An 18,756-nucleotide genomic window follows, 5' to 3' on the forward strand; every position below is an offset into this window, starting at 1 on the left:
CTGTATCCTTCATTATATCGCCAAAATTTATTCATCATTTGTATACATACTTTAAAAATAATATATGTCCAAAAAAAAGACCGCCAAAACAATTAAGTCTCGGCAGTCTTCTTCAATCTATTATAGATTTGGATACATTGGGAATTTGCTAGTTAACGCTTCTACACGCTTACGTGCTTCTTCTAATGCAGCTTCATTTTCATGATTTTTTAATGTATAAGCAATAAGTGACGCAATTTCATCCATTTCTTCTAAACCAAAACCACGAGATGTTACAGCTGCTGTACCGATACGTACACCACTTGTTACAAATGGGCTTGCTGTTTCAAATGGAATTGTATTTTTGTTCACTGTAATACCAACTTCATCTAATACGTGCTCTGCTACTTTACCTGTGATTTCTAAGTTACGAACATCAATCAAGATTAAGTGATTGTCTGTTCCGCCAGAAACAAGTGTAAGTCCTTCTTTTTGAAGACCTTCAGCTAAGCGGTTCGCATTGTTAATGATATTTTGTGCATATGTTTTGAAATCATCTTGAAGTGCTTCACCAAATGCAACAGCTTTTGCAGCGATTACGTGCATAAGTGGACCACCTTGAATACCAGGGAAGATTGATTTATCAATTTGTTTTGCAAATTGCTCTTCACATAAAATCATACCACCACGCGGACCACGTAACGTTTTATGTGTTGTCGTTGTAACGAAATGTGCATGTGGTACTGGATTTGGATGTAAACCAGCAGCTACTAAACCTGCGATATGTGCCATATCAACCATTAAATAAGCGCCCACTTCATCTGCAATCTCACGGAATCGCTTGAAATCGATAACACGAGGGTATGCACTTGCACCTGCAACGATTAATTTTGGTTTATGTTCTTTCGCTTTTGCTAATACATCATCGTAATTAATACGGTGAGAGTCAGCATCCACGCCATATTCTACGAAATTATATTGTACTCCACTGAAGTTAACAGGGCTTCCGTGTGTTAAGTGACCACCATGAGATAAGTTCATACCAAGTACTGTATCGCCTTGCTCTAAAATCGTGAAGTATACTGCCATGTTCGCTTGTGCACCAGAGTGTGGTTGAACATTTACGTGCTCTGCGCCGAAAATTTCTTTCACGCGATCACGTGCGATATCTTCTACTACGTCTACGTGTTCACAGCCACCATAGTAACGTTTTCCAGGATATCCTTCAGCATACTTATTCGTTAAAACAGAACCTTGTGCCTCCATTACTGCTTCACTTACGAAGTTTTCCGAAGCAATTAACTCAATCTTTGAACGCTGTCTTCCTAGTTCTGCCTCAATTGCAGCAAATACCTTTTCATCTTGACGTTTTAAATGATCCACCAAAATCCCCCTTTTCTGAACGAATTACATCGATTCCCAACAGTTTTTTCTTATTTATTCAGAAAAAACGAAAATTCAGGTTGTAATTCTTTCGAACCTTCATGTTTTCAACTACATTCTAACATGACTTTCTATATCATAAAAGAAAAAAAAGACCGAAAATCGGTCTTTTCTTTCTTCTATTATAAAGTCAGACAACATACCTTTTATCTTATGATAAACAGGTACTATATGACTTTCTAATTTCTCATATTTAACGGCAAGTGGTAGTCTCTTCCACTGCCGCATAGACAGCACGTGCTCCACCAATTAGTTTTCCACGTGTTTTGGCCATCGTTACATGCGCACTTCCAATTTCCTTCACACTTGTACGAACCGGAACAGCTACATGCTTTAAATGCATACCGATAAATGTATCACCAATATCCATTCCTGCATCAGCTTTAATAAACTCAACTACTACCGGATCTTTCAAATTGTCATACGCGTATGTCCCCAATGCACCACCTGCTGATCTAACAGGCGTAACTGTTACAATTTCAAATTGATATTTTATCGCTACTTCTCTCTCAACCACTAAAGCACGGTTTAAATGCTCACAACATTGAAACGCTAATTCAATACCTGTTTGCTCTTGAAATTGTTTTAACTCAGAGAAAATCGCCTCTGCTACTTCCATCGTTCCTGATGTTCCAATTCTTTCGCCTAGCACTTCGCTCGTGCTACAACCCACTACAAAAACTTGACCGCTTTGTAATGAAGCTTGTTCTTGGAAATCAGAAAGCGACATTTGTAGCTGTTCTCTTACCTTTACGATTTCTGTCATTACGCCTCTTCCTTTCACAGGTTGGTTCACCAAATTATATTTCACACTACTGATAGTTAGAATCTATTACTTTGTTTCGTATGTTTTAATTTTTCCTACGCGGTTTTCGTGACGACCACCTTCATAATCAGTTGTTAACCAAATTTTCGCGATATCACGTGCTAGACCAGCACCAATTACACGCTCGCCCATTGCTAGCATGTTAGTGTCATTATGCTCTCTCGTCGCTTTCGCGCTGAAAGTATCATGAACTAACGCACAACGGATACCATTTACTTTGTTTGCTGCGATTGACATACCAATGCCTGTCCCACAAACTAAAATACCACGATCTACTTCACCATTCGCTACCATTTCAGCTGCTGGAAACGCAAAGTCAGGGTAATCAACAGAACCAGCTTCACATTCACAACCTAAATCAATATATTCAATATTTAACTCTTCTAATAAACTTACAAGTTCTTTGCGGATATTCATACCGCCGTGATCAGATGCTATTACTACTTTCATTTTTACCCCTCCAAAGTTTCAATCAATTATCTTCATTTCACACTCGCTACCTCATATAGGAAGAAGTGATCTCCAATATCGTATTATACACGAAACATCAACCTACTGAATGTTTTTTCAGTAAAGTTTGTACAAGTTTTTCCATCTCATCTAACGTTTCTTTATAAATAGAAAGCGAGCCTCCAAATGGATCTGAAATGTCCTTGCCTATACCTTCAGTTAATCCATATAACGTATTTAATTTCTTTTCAACGCTCGGATAATGCCCAAGTACAATTTGCTTATGGTTTTCTGTCATCGTTACGACAATATCAGCCCAATCAAGCAAAGTTTCATTTACTTGCTGCGCCGCATGATCAATTGAAATTCCTTTTTCAGCTAAAGCTTCCTTCGCATGTACCGATGCATCGCTCCCAGGATAGGCGAAAACACCAGCAGATTGCACTTCAAACTTATCTCCTCCGTGATGACGAAGCAACGCCTCAGCCATTGGACTACGACATGTATTGCCAGTACAAACAAATAACACTCGTTTCATTCAAACCCACCCCTATATTCAATTTCTTATCATTCATCATAACTTACATTAGAATAGAACAAAAGAAATGTGAATATACAAAAGGCGCATTTCTCTTATATTTTTTCTAAGAAAAATGCGCCTTATCCACATATATGTGAAACCCTATTTCCAAGTGCCTAGAGTATTTTAACATACATACTGAACACGCAACAAAAATAAGGAATCCATTTCATACGAAACGGATTCCTCTTATATTGCAATTATTTCATTGTAACTTTCATTACTTCTGTTGAACCTTTTGTAGCTGCTACGCCTACAGTTGTCTTAATAGACTCAGCTGCATCTGTGTTTGTAATAACAATTGGAGTAATTGTGCTTTTCGCTTTTTCACGGATTAATTCTAAGTCGAATGAGATTAATTTATCTCCAGCTTTTACAGCTTGGCCTTCAGAAACGTGAGCTTCGAAACCTTCACCTTCCATTTTTACAGTTTCTAATCCAACGTGGATTAAAATTTCTGTACCGTTTTTCGCTTTAATTCCGATAGCATGTTTTGTGTGGAATAATTGTACGATTTCACCATCAACTGGAGATACAACTACACCTTCAGTAGGATCAATTGCAACACCGTCACCCATCATACGACCAGCAAATACTGGATCTGGTACTTCTTCAATATTTTTCACTGCTCCAGTTAATGGAGCTACGATTGTTTCTTCATTTGTTTTTGAACCAAGACCGAATAATTTTTTAAACATAGGATAGTCCTCCTTATAATTTACCTAAAAGTTTATAGGGCAATCCCTAGTAAAACTCGGGATACATGTAAGACTTCATACTTCGAATATTATACTGTAAAAACGCTTTCGAAATAAATTATGTCATTACTAATAGACTCTTATTGTAGCGCTTCACAAAATTCCAGTCAATTCTGATTGTCTGAATAACAATTAGAAGTTAACTTCTATTTATATTTTCTCTTTTTTTGCTCAACTTGTCTAGAGGTCTTTACTACATTTTATTTTTTGTTGTTAATTTGTAAAATTTAATTCAAACTTTTTTAAAAATCCACTTGACTATAGTAAGTAACTATTTTATTATTACTTACGTAAGGTAAGTTAATAACTTTTAGGAGGTTTTTAAAATGATGGATTTCGGTCTACTTATTATTCGTCTTATTATAGGAATTACATTCATGGGTCATGGCGCTCAAAAATTATTTGGTTGGTTCGGCGGTTACGGTTTAAAAGGAACAGGTGGCTGGATGGAGTCAATCGGTTTACGTCCTGGTGTATTTATGGCATTTATGGCTGGCGCAACTGAATTACTAGGTGGTTTCTTATTCGCATCAGGTATTTTCATTGTAGTTGGTTCATTATTTATCGTTGGAACAATGTTAATGGCTATCTTCACTGTTCACGGAAAAAATGGTTACTGGGTAACACAAAACGGATATGAATATAACTTAATGTTAATCGCTGTCGCTGTTGGTGTAGCTTTAATCGGGCCTGGGGCATACGTTTTACTTTAATTTTTATCTCAAATTTGAGATTCTTGAAAAAGAACTTACTTCATTACAATTGAAGTAAGTTCTTTTTATGAAACAAAATATTATTTCCAGCAGGATTTTCTCATCGTTATCTTGTAAACAAACAATAAGTATTCATATTTAGAAAGGGGATTACAAGCATGTTATCCATTAATCCAAATGAACAAACTGAAAAAGATAATTACAAATTACTTACCGGAAGTATCATCCCTCGTCCTGTCGCATTCGTTACTTCTGTAACAAAAGAAGGTGTACTAAACGGAGCACCATATAGTTATTTCAATATTGTCGCTGCTAATCCACCACTTATCTCAGTATCTGTACAACGAAAAGCAGGAGAAAGAAAGGACACTTCCCGAAACGCAATTGAAAAAGGAGAATTTGTCGTACATATTTCTGACGAATCATATGTAGCAGCAATTAACGAAACAGCAGCTAACCTCCCGCCAAATGAAAGTGAAATTGAACTAGCAAAATTAACACCAATCGAAAGTGAAGTCATCTCTGTTCCAGGTGTAAAAGAAGCAAATATTCGAATGGAATGCGTATTAGAACGTGCAATTCCACTTGGCGGAACGGAAGACTCCCCAGCTTGTGATCTACTAATTGGACGCGTCGTTCGTTTCCACGTTGCCGAACATCTATATGAAAAAGGGCGCATTCACGCAGAAGGACTCAAACCAATAAGCCGCCTAGCAGGACACAACTATGCAAAATTAGGAGAACAATTTGAATTGGTTAGGCCAGTTTAAAAGTGGAAGTGGCCCGTTTAGCTCTGACCAGCTAAGGTTCTCTCGCACAAAAGGTGCTTTTTACCTTTCGTGCGGGAGGTTCTTAGATGCGAAGAGCTGGCCACTGGAACTGGATAATATCTAAAAGCGGAAGCGGCTCGTTCAGAATGGGAGGAGGATGGAGCTTCTGACGTAGAGGCGCTTTTTGCCTCACAGGAAGACGCGAAGCCACCGACCATTCTAGCAGCTGGAGCTGGATAACATCTAAAAGCGGAGGCAGCTAGATTCCTCCCATCACTCAAATATAAAATCCCCTGCTTTTTAGCAGGGGATTTTATCATTGTAATTCTTCCTTCTTTTCCTCTAAAGTAGGCATTTTCTCTTTTTTCGGCTTCCCTAGCTTAATTACGAAGAAGTATAGGGAAAGCAATGTAATAAGAAAAACAATTAAAAACGGGTACGGAGAGTAAAAGGCACGCGCCGCCTCAGTCTTTCCCGCAACAAATTTCAATGACTCAATATCTAAAAACTCAGCAAACATTTGTACACCGAGCATACTAAACCAAAAAACAAAAAAACTAATAATAATACCAAAAACTTGCTTCAATCTCGTCATTCATCTCATCCTTTCTATATCTGTAATTTTTAGCGTAATAAATATAGTACAAACAAAATATTCACAGAAAGGAACTATCTCACCATTCACGAATTAACTTAATCCAACCTAACATCGAAATTTGCAAAATAATACCCCAAATTATAAGTCTTCTTAGCCATCGAGGAAAGAAGGTTAAAAATTTAACATACCATTCCAATAGCTTGTTCATAATTCCCTCCTACATAAAATTATATAGGAAAAAGGATATATAATCCAAACCCAACCAAAATGATACCACCTACTATCTCACCGTATGTACCGAGCATATCTTTCGCATGTCTCCCAATTAATAAACCAATCCACGCTAATAACATGCTAACAAATCCAAAAAGTAAAATCGTAATAATTGTCTGTGCCCCATAAATACCAAGACTAAGCCCTACTGAGAAACTATCTATACTGACGCCAAATGCAAATACGAATAAACTAATTCCAATAGGAGCAGTTCTAGTCTCTTCATTTTGTAAAATGGTCGAATATACGATATAAAACCCTAGTCCGATTAATAAAATAGCACCCGCAAAATGTGCGATATCTCCATATTTCTCTGATAAAAAACGACCTAGTACCATTCCTATAAACGGCATAATAATATGAAATATCCCTATCGTCATACCAATATACAGGATTTGTCTTAACTTTAGGGGCATCATCCCCATACCAAGACTCACCGAGAACGCATCCATCCCTAAGGCGAATGCCATAATTATTAAAGGTATTAGCTGTTCAAACGTCATTCATGCCCCTCCTTGGACGTGCTACTTCACAATATGCTTATCCAAGGAGAAATATTCTGTTTGCTAATCTTACCTTATCATTCAATAATAATATGATGTCCTGCCGCTTTTGTTAAACGATTCATAATTGCATTCCCTATTCCTTCATTAGGGAATGACTCACTAAAAATAACATCCACTTCACTTGCATCAAATGTTCTAAGTACATCATATAATTTAGTCGCAACGCTAGCTAAGTCACTTCTAACACCACAAGATAATATAACATCTGCACTATATACATGCTGATACTCTTCTGTCGTTAATACGCCTACTTTAAATCCTTCTTTCTTTTTCTCATCCACAAGATGCTGAATAAACTCACGTGAGCCCTCGACAATACTAAGTGGTGCTTTCGGCGCATAATGTGTGTATTTCATTCCAGGCGATTTCGGTTTTTCCTTCTCATCCTTTAAAGCTGGATCTAAAGAAACAGTACCTATCACCGCTTCTAATTGTTCTTTCGTAATCCCACCTGGACGTAATATTGTTGGAACCGTGCTTGTACAATCAATTACAGTTGATTCAACGCCTACTCCAGTTGCACCACCATCAACAATACCTGCAATCTTCCCATTCAAATCTTCATATACGTGAGAAGCTAATGTTGGACTTGGACGCCCTGAACGATTCGCACTTGGTGCCGCAACAGGTACATTCGCCTCTTCAATAAGAGCAAGTGCAATTGGATGATCAGGCATTCTTACTCCAACCGTATTAAGTCCTGCCGTCACCTTCTCTGAAATTCCTTCTTTTCTCGGCAAAATAATTGTTAATGGTCCTGGCCAAAAATGCGCCATTAACTTCTCTGCAACTGGTGGAATTTCTTTCACAATCCCATCTAACTGAGATTTTGTACCTATGTGGACAATGAGTGGATTATCACTCGGTCTTCCTTTCGCTTCGAAAATTTTCGCGATTGCTTCATCATCCATCGCGTTTGCCCCTAACCCATATACTGTTTCCGTAGGGAAAGCAACCGCCTCATTTTCTCTTAATAATTTTGCTGCTTCTTGTAACTGTGGATAATATTTTTTTCTTTCCACAACATTATCCACAACCCACATATTTGTATGCATTTTTTTCCACGTCCTTTTCTAGCCTTAAATACTTGTCTATTTTTAGTTTACTATGAGATTTATCCAAAAGACAAACAAGGTTTATCCACAAAATGTGGATAAACCTAATTAATCCGTGGATAACTTTGTGAATAGCTGACAATTTAGTATTATTGCATTCTGCTCTTTTATATTTTTACAAAAATGTTCTAGCTGTTGAATTCCCTCTGGAACCTCATCCTTTTCTATAGTAAAAAAGTCAAAGAACTGAAAGATCGGTACAGATTGTGGATGATTTGTTAGTAAGTACAATTGTTGAACACTTTTTTCTTTCATATACTGCAAAAACATTTCAAAAAAATATAAGAAAGTCTGTTTATCCACATGAGGTGTGAATAAACAAGAACGAATAAGTACATCTTCCCCACTTTGTTCATAACCAATTACAGCTCGTATTTCTTCCGCCTCTTCCAAAATCATAAATTGTGCGTACAACTCATTTATTTTATCATCTTTTTTATTAGCTTGTCCGAAAAAAGAATGTAATCTTTCCACATCTGCTTTCGTAGCAAAATACACTTTCTTCATAATAAATCCCTCCTCATTTATATATATGAGGAGGGATTTATTAATAGTACTATTTAGAGAATAAAGATGTAAAAGCTTCTACAATAAACAATTTAACTTCTGGCTTTTCTTCTTCCTCTTCTACTTTTACATACTCATTTTGCTTTTCTTGTTTTTTCTCCACAGATTTCTCCACTTTTTCCACATTTTTTGTTTCTTCTTTACTTACAGGCTGCTCTTCGACTTTTGTTTCATTTTTCACTACTTTCTTTTCAGAAGCTGTTACTTTTTTTACTGCTTCCCGCTTTACAACTTTCGTTTCTTTTACCTCATCCTCTTTTTTCTCTTCTACATTTACTACTTCTTCATTATCTATTTGTTTTACTTGCTCCTCTTCAGGAGATTCAGCCTTCACAACATGTTCTTCTTTCCTTACAGCTGTACCACTTGAAAAATCTAAGAAACACATCGGTGGAAATAATACACACCACCAGTTTGCCCCTTCACCTTCCCCAATTGTAATTAAGACTGCTTCATATTCCCCTGCCGGATAAATAAAATTCCCATATACCTTTGTAGGAAACTTTACATTCTTACTAAATTTCACTTGAAATGATTCTTTACTTCCTTCTCTTTTTAACGTATTTTCCACCGTTTTCTCGATTTCTGGAATATGACTTTGAATTACTTTGCGCGCCTCTTCAAATGAAGTTAAATCCGCTACCCATCCATCAATTTGTGCTTTTACTTCATCACGCACTTTACGCTTTAATGCCTGGTCTTTATCTGAATCACTATTTGCTAAAATTCGTAATCGAACGGCCTCTTTCGGAATAACTGAAGGCCCTTTCGCATCAGCTTTCATATATCCAAACTGCACAAGTAACTGTGCACCAATTAATAGTATAAGAAGATAAGCAATAACTTGTTTTTTCATTTCCTCCACCGTCCCTTCTACAAACAGTGTGGACAGACTTTCATCTTTCTAAACTATTAAATTCAAAATCTATATGAATTTTTCCACAAAAAAATAGAGTAAGGTGTGAACCTTACTCCATCTCTGCAAATACCATACGATCTTTTCCGTTAATATCGAAAACAACCTCAACATGAGCATGTGGAAAAGCTTGTTGTAACAATCTTTTTACATCCTCACCTTGTCCTACTCCAATTTCAAACGCCACAATCGCTTTCTTCTGCAACACATTCGGCAATTCTTCCATAAAACGGCGATAGAAATCTAATCCGTCTTCACCACCAACAAGTGCTCTCTTCGGCTCATGCTCTTTCACAACAGGAGAAAGACCACGCCAATCCTCTTCCGGTATATATGGAGGATTTGAAACAACAACATCTAGCTTTTGACCCGTTTTATGAAATGGTGACAATAAATCACCGTGATAGAACGTTACTTCTGCACCTAAAGCTTTTGCATTTTCTTTTGCAACTTCAATCGACTCTTGTGCAATATCTACTGTATACACATGAAGATTTTTATTTTCTAAAGCAAGCGTAATAGAAATCGCTCCACTACCTGTACCTATATCTGCTACATGTAGTTTCTCATCACCAAAATGGCGCTCGATTCTTTCTAATACTCCCACTATAAGCTCTTCTGTTTCCGGCCTTGGTATTAATACTTCTTCATTCACAAAGAAAGACCGTCCATAAAATATTTCATAACCAATCATATATTGAATAGGAATACCTTCTACATGCTTATGGATAAACTCCGTAAAGCTTTTCTCTTGTTCCTCAGTTATTTCTTCACGCATATTCATAAGTAATCCTGTTCTGTTCACCTTTAATACATGACAAAGGACAATTTCTCCCGCATTTTCATCTCGTCCATTTTCCTGTAAAAAAGAAGAAGCCCATTTCAGGGCTTCATAGACACGCATTACTCAGCTGCCTCCATCTTTTGAGCCTGATCTTCCATCACTAAGGCATTGATGAAATCATCTAACTTACCTTGTAAGATTTGATCTAGCTTTTGAATCGTTAAACCGATTCGATGGTCTGTAACACGGTTTTGCGGGAAGTTATACGTACGAATACGCTCTGAACGATCTCCCGTACCAACAGCTTGTTTACGGTTTTGATCATACTCAGCTTGCGCTTCTTGTCTAAACTTATCATAAACACGTGCGCGTAATACTTTCATCGCTTTTTCTTTATTCTTGATCTGTGATTTCTCATCCTGACAAGATACAACTACACCAGTCGGTAAATGCGTTAAACGCACCGCTGACATCGTTGTATTAACGCTCTGTCCACCAGGTCCACTAGAAGCGAATGTATCAACACGAACATCTTTCTCATGAATATCAATTTCTACTTCTTCTGCCTCTGGTAATACAGCTACAGTTGCTGTAGATGTATGAATACGTCCACCAGATTCCGTTTCAGGAACACGTTGTACACGGTGAGCACCATTCTCGAATTTCAGCTTCGCGAAAGCACCTTTACCATTAATCATAAAGATAATCTCTTTATATCCACCTAACTCTGTATAACTAGCCTCAATAATCTCCGTTTTCCAGCCCTGTACCTCAGCGTAACGGCTATACATACGGTATAAGTCACCAGCAAATAAAGCTGCCTCGTCTCCACCAGCAGCTCCACGAACCTCAACGATAACGTTCTTATCATCATTAGGGTCTTTTGGAACAAGTAAAATTTTCAGACGCTCTGATAATGTTTTATCTTGTGATTCTAACTCAGAAACTTCTTCTTTTACCATTTCACGCATTTCTGCGTCTAACTTATCTTCTAACATTGCTTTCGCATCTTTTAATTGCTCACGAACATCCTTATACTCACGATACACCTCTACCGTTTCCTGTATATCAGACTGTTCCTTTGAATATTCACGAAGCTTATTTGAATCACTAATAATCGCTGGATCACTTAACAATTCATTTAACTTCTCATAACGATTTTCTACAGCTTGCAAACGATCTAACACATCATTCACCTCTACATCCTAGTATCTAATACAAATAGTATATGGTACTTACTCAAAAAAACGCAAATTATATTTAAAAGCGCAAGCGGCTCGCTCAGAATTGCAGGCCATTGGAGCTCTCGACCTTGAAGCGCTTTTTGCTTCGAGCGAGAGAGCGAAATGGCCGGAGATTCTAGCCGCTGGAGCTAGATAATATATTTAAAAGTGGCAGTGGCTCTTTCAGCTCTGACCAACTAAGGTTCTTTCGACCTAAAGGTGCTTTTTACCTTTCGGGCGGAAGGTTCTTAGATGCGAAGAGCTAGCCACCGGAACTAGATATATTTAAAAACGTAAGCGGCTCACACCGCTCATTCTCTCTATTTTGAAAAAAACCCGCCTTGCGCAGCGAGTTTTACTTATCTTTGTTTGCAGGTACTGCATGACAATGACGACAACGTGGTTCATACGATTCTGAAGCTCCAACTAAAATAATTGGATCATCAAATGCCGCTGGTTCTCCATCAATTAATCGTTGTGTACGACTTGCTGGAGATCCACATACAGAACATACTGCTTGTAGTTTTGTCACATGTTCAGCAATCGCCATCAGCTGAGGAACTTGTCCAAATGGTAGACCACGGAAATCTTGGTCTAAACCAGCTACAATGACACGATAGCCACGATTTGCCAATACTTGCACCACTTCCACAATGTCCCCATCAAAAAATTGCACCTCATCGATTGCAATAACATCCAGCTCTTCTGTAATATGTTCAAATATATCCTTTGAAGCTGAAACAGGAACTGCTTTTACCTTTAATCCGTTATGTGATACAACATCTTCTTCACTATATCGATTATCAATACATGGTTTAAATACAATTGCATGTTGTTTTGCAAATTGCGTACGGCGCACACGGCGGATTAGCTCTTCTGACTTGCCAGAAAACATACTACCGCAAATTACTTCAATCCAGCCATTTTGATTTATTAAGTACATGAAGCTCTCCTTTCATCTACTTTTCAGTTAAAAGTAGGGTAAAGGTATAATATTTTCGCAAAAAAAACAGACAAGCGAATACATACACTTGCCTGTTTTATGTTTTTATTACTTAAGACCGTATTTCTTATTGAAGCGGTCAACGCGTCCGTCTGCAGTAGCAAACTTCTGACGTCCAGTGTAGAATGGGTGAGAATCAGAACTGATCTCAACTTTTAGTAATGGATAAGTGTTACCATCTTCCCACTCAACAGTTTCGTTAGATCCTTTAGTAGATCCGCTTAAGAATTTGAAGCCTGTGTTTGTGTCCATGAATACAACTTTCTTGTAATCTGGGTGAATTCCTGCTTTCATTCTTTTCATCTCCTTCCGCCCTGAATCATTTTCGAAACAGAGTTTTTCATCTTCAGCTGCATACACAACTATATTGATGAAACACATATGATGAAATTATAACAAGGCTAACTTCATTTTGCAACTACCTGTTTTTGTCTTTTGAAATTAAAAGTGTAGACGGCTCGTTTAGCTCTGACCGGCTAAGGTTCTCTCGCACAAAAGGTGCTTTTTACCTTTAGTGTTGGAGGTTCTTAGACACGAAGAGCTAGCCGTCGGAACTAGATACAATTTAAAAGCAGAAGCGGCTCGTTCAGAATGGGAGGGGGATGGAGCTTCTGACGTAGAGGTGCTTTTTACCTTGTAGGAAGACGCGAAGCCACCGACCATTCTAGCCGCTGGAGGGAGCTCATCCAGCTCTGACTAGCTCAGGTTCTTTCACTTATTTCTCTCTTTAATATCACCTAAACAGCATAAAAAACTCGCTTACTATAAAATAAGCGAGTCCTGATTTTTTCCCTTTACTTAGTTGTTACATACCTTTTCGAGTCTGCAACAATGTTTTGTAAAAACTCTTCATTTGTCTTCGTTTGACGAAGCTTACGTAAGAAACTTTCAACAAAGTCTGGTGTATCACGCATTGTCTTACGAATGCCCCATAACTTGTCTAAATGTTCTTTTGGAATTAATAGATCTTCTTTACGTGTACCAGAACGACGAATATCAATCGCTGGGAAGATACGACGTTCAGCTAATGAACGATCTAAGTGAAGTTCCATATTTCCAGTTCCTTTAAATTCCTCGTAAATAACATCGTCCATACGTGATCCTGTATCAACAAGGGCTGTTGCTAAAATTGTTAAGCTACCGCCTTCTTCAATATTACGTGCAGCTCCAAAGAAACGCTTCGGTCTATGGAAGGCAGCTGGATCGATACCACCTGATAATGTTCTACCACTTGGTGGAATAACGAGGTTGTAAGCTCGAGCTAAACGGGTAATACTATCCATTAAAATGATAACATCTTTCTTGTGCTCTACAAGACGCATCGCACGTTCTAACACAAGCTCAGCTACTTTAATATGATTTTCTGGTACTTCATCAAAAGTAGAACTTACAACATCTCCTTTAACAGAACGTTCAATGTCTGTTACTTCCTCTGGACGCTCATCAATTAAAAGTACAATTAGTTCTGCTTCCGGATGATTTGTTGTAACACTGTGCGCGATTTCTTTTAATAGACTTGTTTTACCAGCCTTTGGAGGCGCAACAATTAAACCACGTTGTCCAAATCCAACTGGTGCGATTAAATCCATGATGCGTGTCGGTAACTTTTTCGGTTCCGTTTCCAATTTCATTTGGCGATCTGGGTATAATGGTGTTAATGCAGGGAAATGCACACGCTCTTTTGCTGAATCTGGATCATCTCCGTTTACAGCTTCAACTTGTAATAACCCAAAATAGCGTTCATTTTCTTTCGGAGGTCGTACTTTACCAGAAACCTTATCTCCATTACGTAAATCGAAACGACGAATTTGCGAAGCTGAGATATAAATATCTTCTGAGCTTGGAGAATAGTTGATAGGACGTAGGAATCCAAATCCTTCTGATTGAATAATTTCTAATACGCCTTCCATGAAAAAGAAACCTTCTTTTTCTGCTCGAGCTTTCAAAATAGAAAAAATCAGCTCTTTTTTCGTTAACTTGCTATAATACGAAATCTTAAATTCTTTCGCAAGCTCGTATAACTCTTTTAATTTCATGTTTTCTAATGCTGCAATTGACAAATTCATTCAGACACCACACTTTAACGTTATTCTCTTTTTTCATGGGTAAAGGGAAAAAATACGGAAGGCAAATAATTAATAATGAAAGGCAATAAGTTCAAGTAGGGTAATATTCACTATTGTAACCCTTTTATCTAGTTTTAATCAATACGTTGGAACACAAATACAAGAAGCGAAGACAAGAAAATTTGTCTTCGCTTCTTATTTAATTTAGTTCCAGCTCCGATAGTTAGAAAGATCGACCATTTTAACCTTTCTGAAGGAGCTGCTTACGCTTTTTATTTAATCTAGCTTCAGCAGCTAGAATGGTCGGTGGCTTCACTTCTTCCTGCGAGGCAAAAAGCACCTCTACGTCAGAAGCTCCATCCCCCTCCCATTCTGAACGAGCTGCTTACGCTTTTTACTTAAATCCAGTTCCAGCGGCTAGAATCTCCGGTCATTTCACTCTCTCACTCGAAGCAAAGAGCGCTTCAAGGTCGAGAGTTGAAAGTGTCCTGCGATTCTGAGCGAGCCGCTTCCACCTTTTACTTAATAACCAAGTTCGGTTTTTTATTTAAGCTATGACGACCATCTACGAAGCGAACTGTGCCTGATTTTGCGCGCATAACAAGGGATTGCGTTGTTCCTACGCTACCTTTAAATTGAACACCGCGTAATAGTTCTCCATCTGTTACGCCTGTTGCTGCAAAGATTGCATCGTCACCTTTTACTAAGTCCTCCATGCGAAGGATACGATTAATGTCTTCTATGCCCATTTTTTTACAACGTGCTAATTCAGCTTCGTTTTGTGGCAATAGTTTTCCGTGAATTTCTCCACCTAAACATTTTAAAGCAACTGCTGCTAATACACCTTCAGGTGCTCCACCAGATCCAAATAAAATATCTACACCTGTACGATCAAACGCTGTATTAATCGCTCCAGCTACATCTCCATCATTAATCAATTTAATGCGCGCACCAGCTTTACGAATTTCTTCAATAATTTCTTGATGACGTGGACGATTTAAAACTGTCGCTACAACATCTTCAATATCTTTATTTTTCGCTTTCGCAACTGCACGTAAGTTATCAATAATAGGCGCATCAATGTCGACCGCCCCAACTGCTTCTGGGCCAACCGCGATTTTATCCATGTACATGTCAGGGGCATGTAACAAATTACCGTGGTCTGCAATTGCAATGACAGCAAGAGCATTCCAGCCACCAGCTGCTACGATGTTTGTCCCTTCTAAAGGATCAACCGCAACGTCTACACGTGGTCCATATCCTGTACCTAATTTCTCTCCGATATATAGCATTGGTGCTTCATCCATCTCACCTTCACCAATTACAACTGTACCTTTCATCGGAATTGTATCAAATACATCACGCATAGCTGATGTTGCTGCACCGTCTGCCTCATCCTTTTTCCCGCGCCCCATCCAACGCGCTGATGATAAAGCTGCAGCCTCTGTTACACGTACTAACTCCATAGATAAACTTCTTTCCACGATAATCCCTCTCCTTTAAGCCTTTATATTTCTGCCGTATTTTGTGAACCGTGTTTTTCTATAAAGTGTACTTCCGCAAGTAGTGATGCTTCGCTTCCCCCTTGCGGAAGTATCACTTATGCGTTCTTCATTTCTTCAATTTCTTGCTTTGTCATTTGTTCTCGCCAAATGTTTGCACCAAGCCCTTTAAGCTTGTCCACTATATTCTCATAACCTCGATCAATATGCTCAAGTCCTGTTACTTCTGTAATTCCATCTGCCATTAACCCTGCAATAACAAGTGCCGCTCCTGCTCGTAAATCACTCGCCTTCACTTTTGCGCCTTGCAGTAACACAGGACCAGTTACAATTGCCGAACGACCCTCTACTTTAATTTGAGCATTCATACGACGTAATTCATCAATGTGTTTGAAACGGGCACCGTAAATTGTATCTGTTACAACTCCCGTCCCGTGTGCCTTTGTTAAAAGCGTCGTAAACGGCTGTTGTAAATCCGTTGGAAAACCTGGATATACAAGCGTTTTGATATCAACTACTTTTAACTTTCTATTACCGTTCACCGTAATTTGATCATCGTTCGTTTCAACTTGAACACCAGCTTCTCTTAGCTTTGCAGTAACTGATTCTAAATGCTGAGGAATAACGTTATCAACCGTTACTTCTCCTCCTGATGCAGCTCCTAGAATCATATACGTACCAGCTTCAATACGATCTGGGATGATAGTATGGTGACAACCATGTAAAGAGTCAACACCATCTATTCGGATTACGTCAGTACCAGCACCTTTAATACGTGCTCCCATGCTTGTTAACAATGTAGCTACATCAATGATCTCAGGCTCTTTCGCTGCATTTTCAATAACAGTTCTACCTTTCGCTCGTACAGCTGCTAGCATAATATTAATCGTAGCTCCTACACTAACAACATCTAAATAAATACGTGCCCCGCGTAGCTCATCTGCTCTTAAATAGATGGCACCTTGTTCATTCGTAACATGTGCACCTAGCGCTTCAAACCCTTTAATATGCTGATCAATCGGCCTCGGTCCTAAATGACATCCACCCGGAAGCCCAATAACAGCTTTTTTAAAACGGCCAAGCATTGCACCCATTAAATAATAAGAAGCGCGCAATTTTTTCACTTTTCCATTTGGCAAAGGCATTGCAACCATGTTAGAAGGATCGACTACCATCTCTTCCTCCTGTCCATAAGTTACTTTCCCTCCAATTTCCTCTAGTAAGTCTCCTAACATTTTCACGTCCGAAATATTAGGGACACCACCAATAGTTACTGGAGTATCTGCTAAAATTGTCGCTGGAATTAATGCAACGGCACTGTTCTTTGCACCACTTACTCGAATTGTTCCATTTAAAGCTCTTCCGCCTTCAATTAGCAATTTTTCCATATTGAGCTCCCTTCTTGTGAATGTATTTACTTTCTATCTTTTTATAGAAAGCTCCCCTTAAGAATCTCAATTACTCTTTCCATCCCAAAACTCAATAAATAGGAAACCATTATCTTCATTTCTCCTGTAGCACGAATAGATAAAGATCAACTATTCATCGAATTTACTTTATCAATTTAGATACGTTATCACATTTATTAATAGGACTATGCACATTATTTTCTATTTAAAAACCAAAAATGATAAAATCTTTAGACTTGTTCACGCTTTCATTATACAACGAAAGGAAACCGTCTAAAAGACTAGACGGTTTCCAAAACGGAATTTTATTCTTACGCTTTACCGTTAGAACCGAATTCGCGAATTTTACCAATAACAGTTGCTTTGATAGCGTCGCGGCCAGGTCCGATAAATTTACGAGGATCGTAAACTTCTTGGTCTTTATTTAATACTTCACGAACAGCTTTTGTAAACTCGATTTGGTTCTCAGTGTTTACGTTGATTTTTGAAGTACCTAAAGAGATAGCTTTTTCGATATCAGCAGTTGGGATACCAGTACCACCATGTAATACTAAAGGTACGCCAGTGAAGTCACGAACTTGTTCCATTTCAGCGAATCCTAAGTTAGGCTCACCTTTGTAAGGACCGTGTACAGAACCTAAAGCTGGAGCTAGGCAATCGATACCTGTTGCTTCAACAAGGTGCTTACACTCTGCTGGGTCAGCGTAAATTACGCCTTCAGCGATTACGTCGTCTTCTTGTCCGCCAACTGTTCCAAGCTCAGCTTCAACAGATACGTTACGAGCGTGTGCGTATTCTACTACTTGTTTAGTAGTTTCAACGTTTTCTTCGAATGGGTGGTGAGAAGCGTCGATCATTACAGATGTGAAACCTGCATCGATTGCTTCTTTACATTTTTCGAAGCTTGAACCATGGTCAAGGTGAATCGCTACAGGAACAGTGATGTTCATTTCTTCGATTAAAGCTTTAACCATAGCTACAACTGTTTTGAAACCAGTCATATGACGAGCTGCACCCTCAGATACACCTAGGATTACAGGAGATTTTTCTTCTTCCGCAGCAGCTAAGATAGCTTGAGTCCACTCTAAGTTGTTCATGTTGAATTGACCAACTGCGTATTTTCCTTCTAGTGCTTTGTTTAGCATTTCTTTCATAGAAACTAAAGGCATGGTGAATCCTCCTAAAAAACGTTTTTTGTATCCGATAAGTTCTTAT

At 38.4% G+C, this 18,756-nt stretch carries 21 protein-coding genes; 2 read left to right on the plus strand and 19 right to left on the minus strand.

The window, feature by feature from the left end; translation table 11 throughout:
* Window positions 1–120: 120 nt before the first annotated feature.
* From glyA to GD442_RS25970, 5 genes are all read right to left on the minus strand, one after another.
* Window positions 121–1,362, minus strand: coding sequence for a serine hydroxymethyltransferase (gene glyA / locus GD442_RS25950; protein WP_000349805.1), 1,242 nt, complete (start codon window positions 1,360–1,362; stop codon window positions 121–123).
* A 253-nt stretch (window positions 1,363–1,615) separates the two neighbouring features.
* A complete protein-coding gene (locus GD442_RS25955) occupies window positions 1,616–2,188 on the minus strand; it encodes a TIGR01440 family protein (protein ID WP_236582425.1) in 573 nt (190 codons plus the stop codon).
* 66 nt (window positions 2,189–2,254) lie between these two features.
* Window positions 2,255–2,698, minus strand: a complete 444-nt coding sequence (gene rpiB / locus GD442_RS25960; protein WP_000869542.1) for a ribose 5-phosphate isomerase B — start codon at window positions 2,696–2,698, stop codon at window positions 2,255–2,257.
* Window positions 2,699–2,795: 97 nt separating this feature from the next.
* Complete coding sequence (locus GD442_RS25965) at window positions 2,796–3,236, minus strand: low molecular weight protein arginine phosphatase (protein ID WP_000832373.1); 441 nt, start codon at window positions 3,234–3,236, stop codon at window positions 2,796–2,798.
* Window positions 3,237–3,478: 242 nt separating this feature from the next.
* Window positions 3,479–3,976, minus strand: a complete 498-nt coding sequence (locus GD442_RS25970; protein WP_000473665.1) for a PTS sugar transporter subunit IIA — start codon at window positions 3,974–3,976, stop codon at window positions 3,479–3,481.
* Window positions 3,977–4,362: 386 nt separating this feature from the next.
* Here GD442_RS25970 and GD442_RS25975 point away from each other — a divergent pair, with 386 nt between their 5' ends.
* A complete protein-coding gene (locus GD442_RS25975) occupies window positions 4,363–4,749 on the plus strand; it encodes a DoxX family protein (RefSeq protein WP_000968616.1) in 387 nt (128 codons plus the stop codon).
* Window positions 4,750–4,907: 158 nt separating this feature from the next.
* Window positions 4,908–5,519, plus strand: a complete 612-nt coding sequence (locus tag GD442_RS25980; RefSeq protein ID WP_000949055.1) for a flavin reductase family protein — start codon at window positions 4,908–4,910, stop codon at window positions 5,517–5,519.
* 316 nt (window positions 5,520–5,835) lie between these two features.
* Here the strand turns inward: GD442_RS25980 and GD442_RS25985 are convergent, their stop codons facing one another.
* The 14 genes from GD442_RS25985 to GD442_RS26045 form a co-directional block, all read right to left on the minus strand.
* A complete protein-coding gene (locus GD442_RS25985) occupies window positions 5,836–6,114 on the minus strand; it encodes a DUF3935 domain-containing protein (protein ID WP_000197472.1) in 279 nt (92 codons plus the stop codon).
* Window positions 6,115–6,193: 79 nt separating this feature from the next.
* Window positions 6,194–6,325: a hypothetical protein gene (locus GD442_RS28315; RefSeq protein ID WP_001037634.1), complete on the minus strand. Its 132-nt coding sequence runs from the start codon at window positions 6,323–6,325 to the stop codon at window positions 6,194–6,196.
* Window positions 6,326–6,344: 19 nt separating this feature from the next.
* A complete protein-coding gene (locus tag GD442_RS25990) occupies window positions 6,345–6,893 on the minus strand; it encodes a manganese efflux pump MntP (protein ID WP_000142475.1) in 549 nt (182 codons plus the stop codon).
* Between the two features lie 77 nt (window positions 6,894–6,970).
* Entirely contained in the window at window positions 6,971–8,011 is a 1,041-nt protein-coding gene (locus tag GD442_RS25995; RefSeq protein WP_000557353.1) for an L-threonylcarbamoyladenylate synthase, read from the minus strand.
* Window positions 8,012–8,119: 108 nt separating this feature from the next.
* The gene (locus GD442_RS26000; RefSeq protein WP_000758437.1) at window positions 8,120–8,578 is read right to left on the minus strand and encodes a GNAT family N-acetyltransferase; all 459 of its coding nucleotides are present in this window, start codon (window positions 8,576–8,578) and stop codon (window positions 8,120–8,122) included.
* A gap of 49 nt (window positions 8,579–8,627) precedes the next feature.
* The gene (gene spoIIR / locus GD442_RS26005; RefSeq protein ID WP_033666656.1) at window positions 8,628–9,494 is read right to left on the minus strand and encodes a stage II sporulation protein R; all 867 of its coding nucleotides are present in this window, start codon (window positions 9,492–9,494) and stop codon (window positions 8,628–8,630) included.
* A 112-nt stretch (window positions 9,495–9,606) separates the two neighbouring features.
* Window positions 9,607–10,458 (minus strand): peptide chain release factor N(5)-glutamine methyltransferase, encoded by an 852-nt coding sequence (prmC, locus tag GD442_RS26010; protein ID WP_001267061.1) that lies wholly within the window; start codon window positions 10,456–10,458, stop codon window positions 9,607–9,609.
* The gene (prfA, locus tag GD442_RS26015; RefSeq protein WP_000887064.1) at window positions 10,458–11,525 is read right to left on the minus strand and encodes a peptide chain release factor 1; all 1,068 of its coding nucleotides are present in this window, start codon (window positions 11,523–11,525) and stop codon (window positions 10,458–10,460) included. The genes prmC and prfA overlap by 1 nt, the downstream gene beginning before the upstream one ends.
* 391 nt (window positions 11,526–11,916) lie before the next feature.
* The gene (locus GD442_RS26020; protein ID WP_000280859.1) at window positions 11,917–12,504 is read right to left on the minus strand and encodes a thymidine kinase; all 588 of its coding nucleotides are present in this window, start codon (window positions 12,502–12,504) and stop codon (window positions 11,917–11,919) included.
* A 108-nt stretch (window positions 12,505–12,612) separates the two neighbouring features.
* Window positions 12,613–12,858 carry a type B 50S ribosomal protein L31 gene (locus GD442_RS26025; RefSeq protein ID WP_000643433.1) on the minus strand — a complete coding sequence of 82 codons (246 nt, stop codon included), beginning with the start codon at window positions 12,856–12,858 and terminating at the stop codon, window positions 12,613–12,615.
* A gap of 500 nt (window positions 12,859–13,358) precedes the next feature.
* On the minus strand, window positions 13,359–14,630 hold the full coding sequence (rho, locus tag GD442_RS26030) for a transcription termination factor Rho (RefSeq protein ID WP_001053903.1): 1,272 nt from the start codon (window positions 14,628–14,630) through the stop codon (window positions 13,359–13,361).
* Window positions 14,631–15,148: 518 nt separating this feature from the next.
* Window positions 15,149–16,114 (minus strand): class II fructose-bisphosphatase, encoded by a 966-nt coding sequence (gene glpX / locus GD442_RS26035; protein WP_000442340.1) that lies wholly within the window; start codon window positions 16,112–16,114, stop codon window positions 15,149–15,151.
* 116 nt (window positions 16,115–16,230) lie between these two features.
* Complete coding sequence (gene murA, locus GD442_RS26040; protein ID WP_000413254.1) at window positions 16,231–17,520, minus strand: UDP-N-acetylglucosamine 1-carboxyvinyltransferase; 1,290 nt, start codon at window positions 17,518–17,520, stop codon at window positions 16,231–16,233.
* Between the two features lie 332 nt (window positions 17,521–17,852).
* A complete protein-coding gene (locus GD442_RS26045) occupies window positions 17,853–18,710 on the minus strand; it encodes a class II fructose-bisphosphate aldolase (RefSeq protein ID WP_001131855.1) in 858 nt (285 codons plus the stop codon).
* Window positions 18,711–18,756: the final 46 nt, after the last annotated feature.

This window comes from Bacillus sp. A260, assembly GCF_009861435.1.
In the GTDB taxonomy this organism is placed as follows: Bacteria; Bacillota; Bacilli; order Bacillales; family Bacillaceae_G; genus Bacillus_A; species Bacillus_A cereus.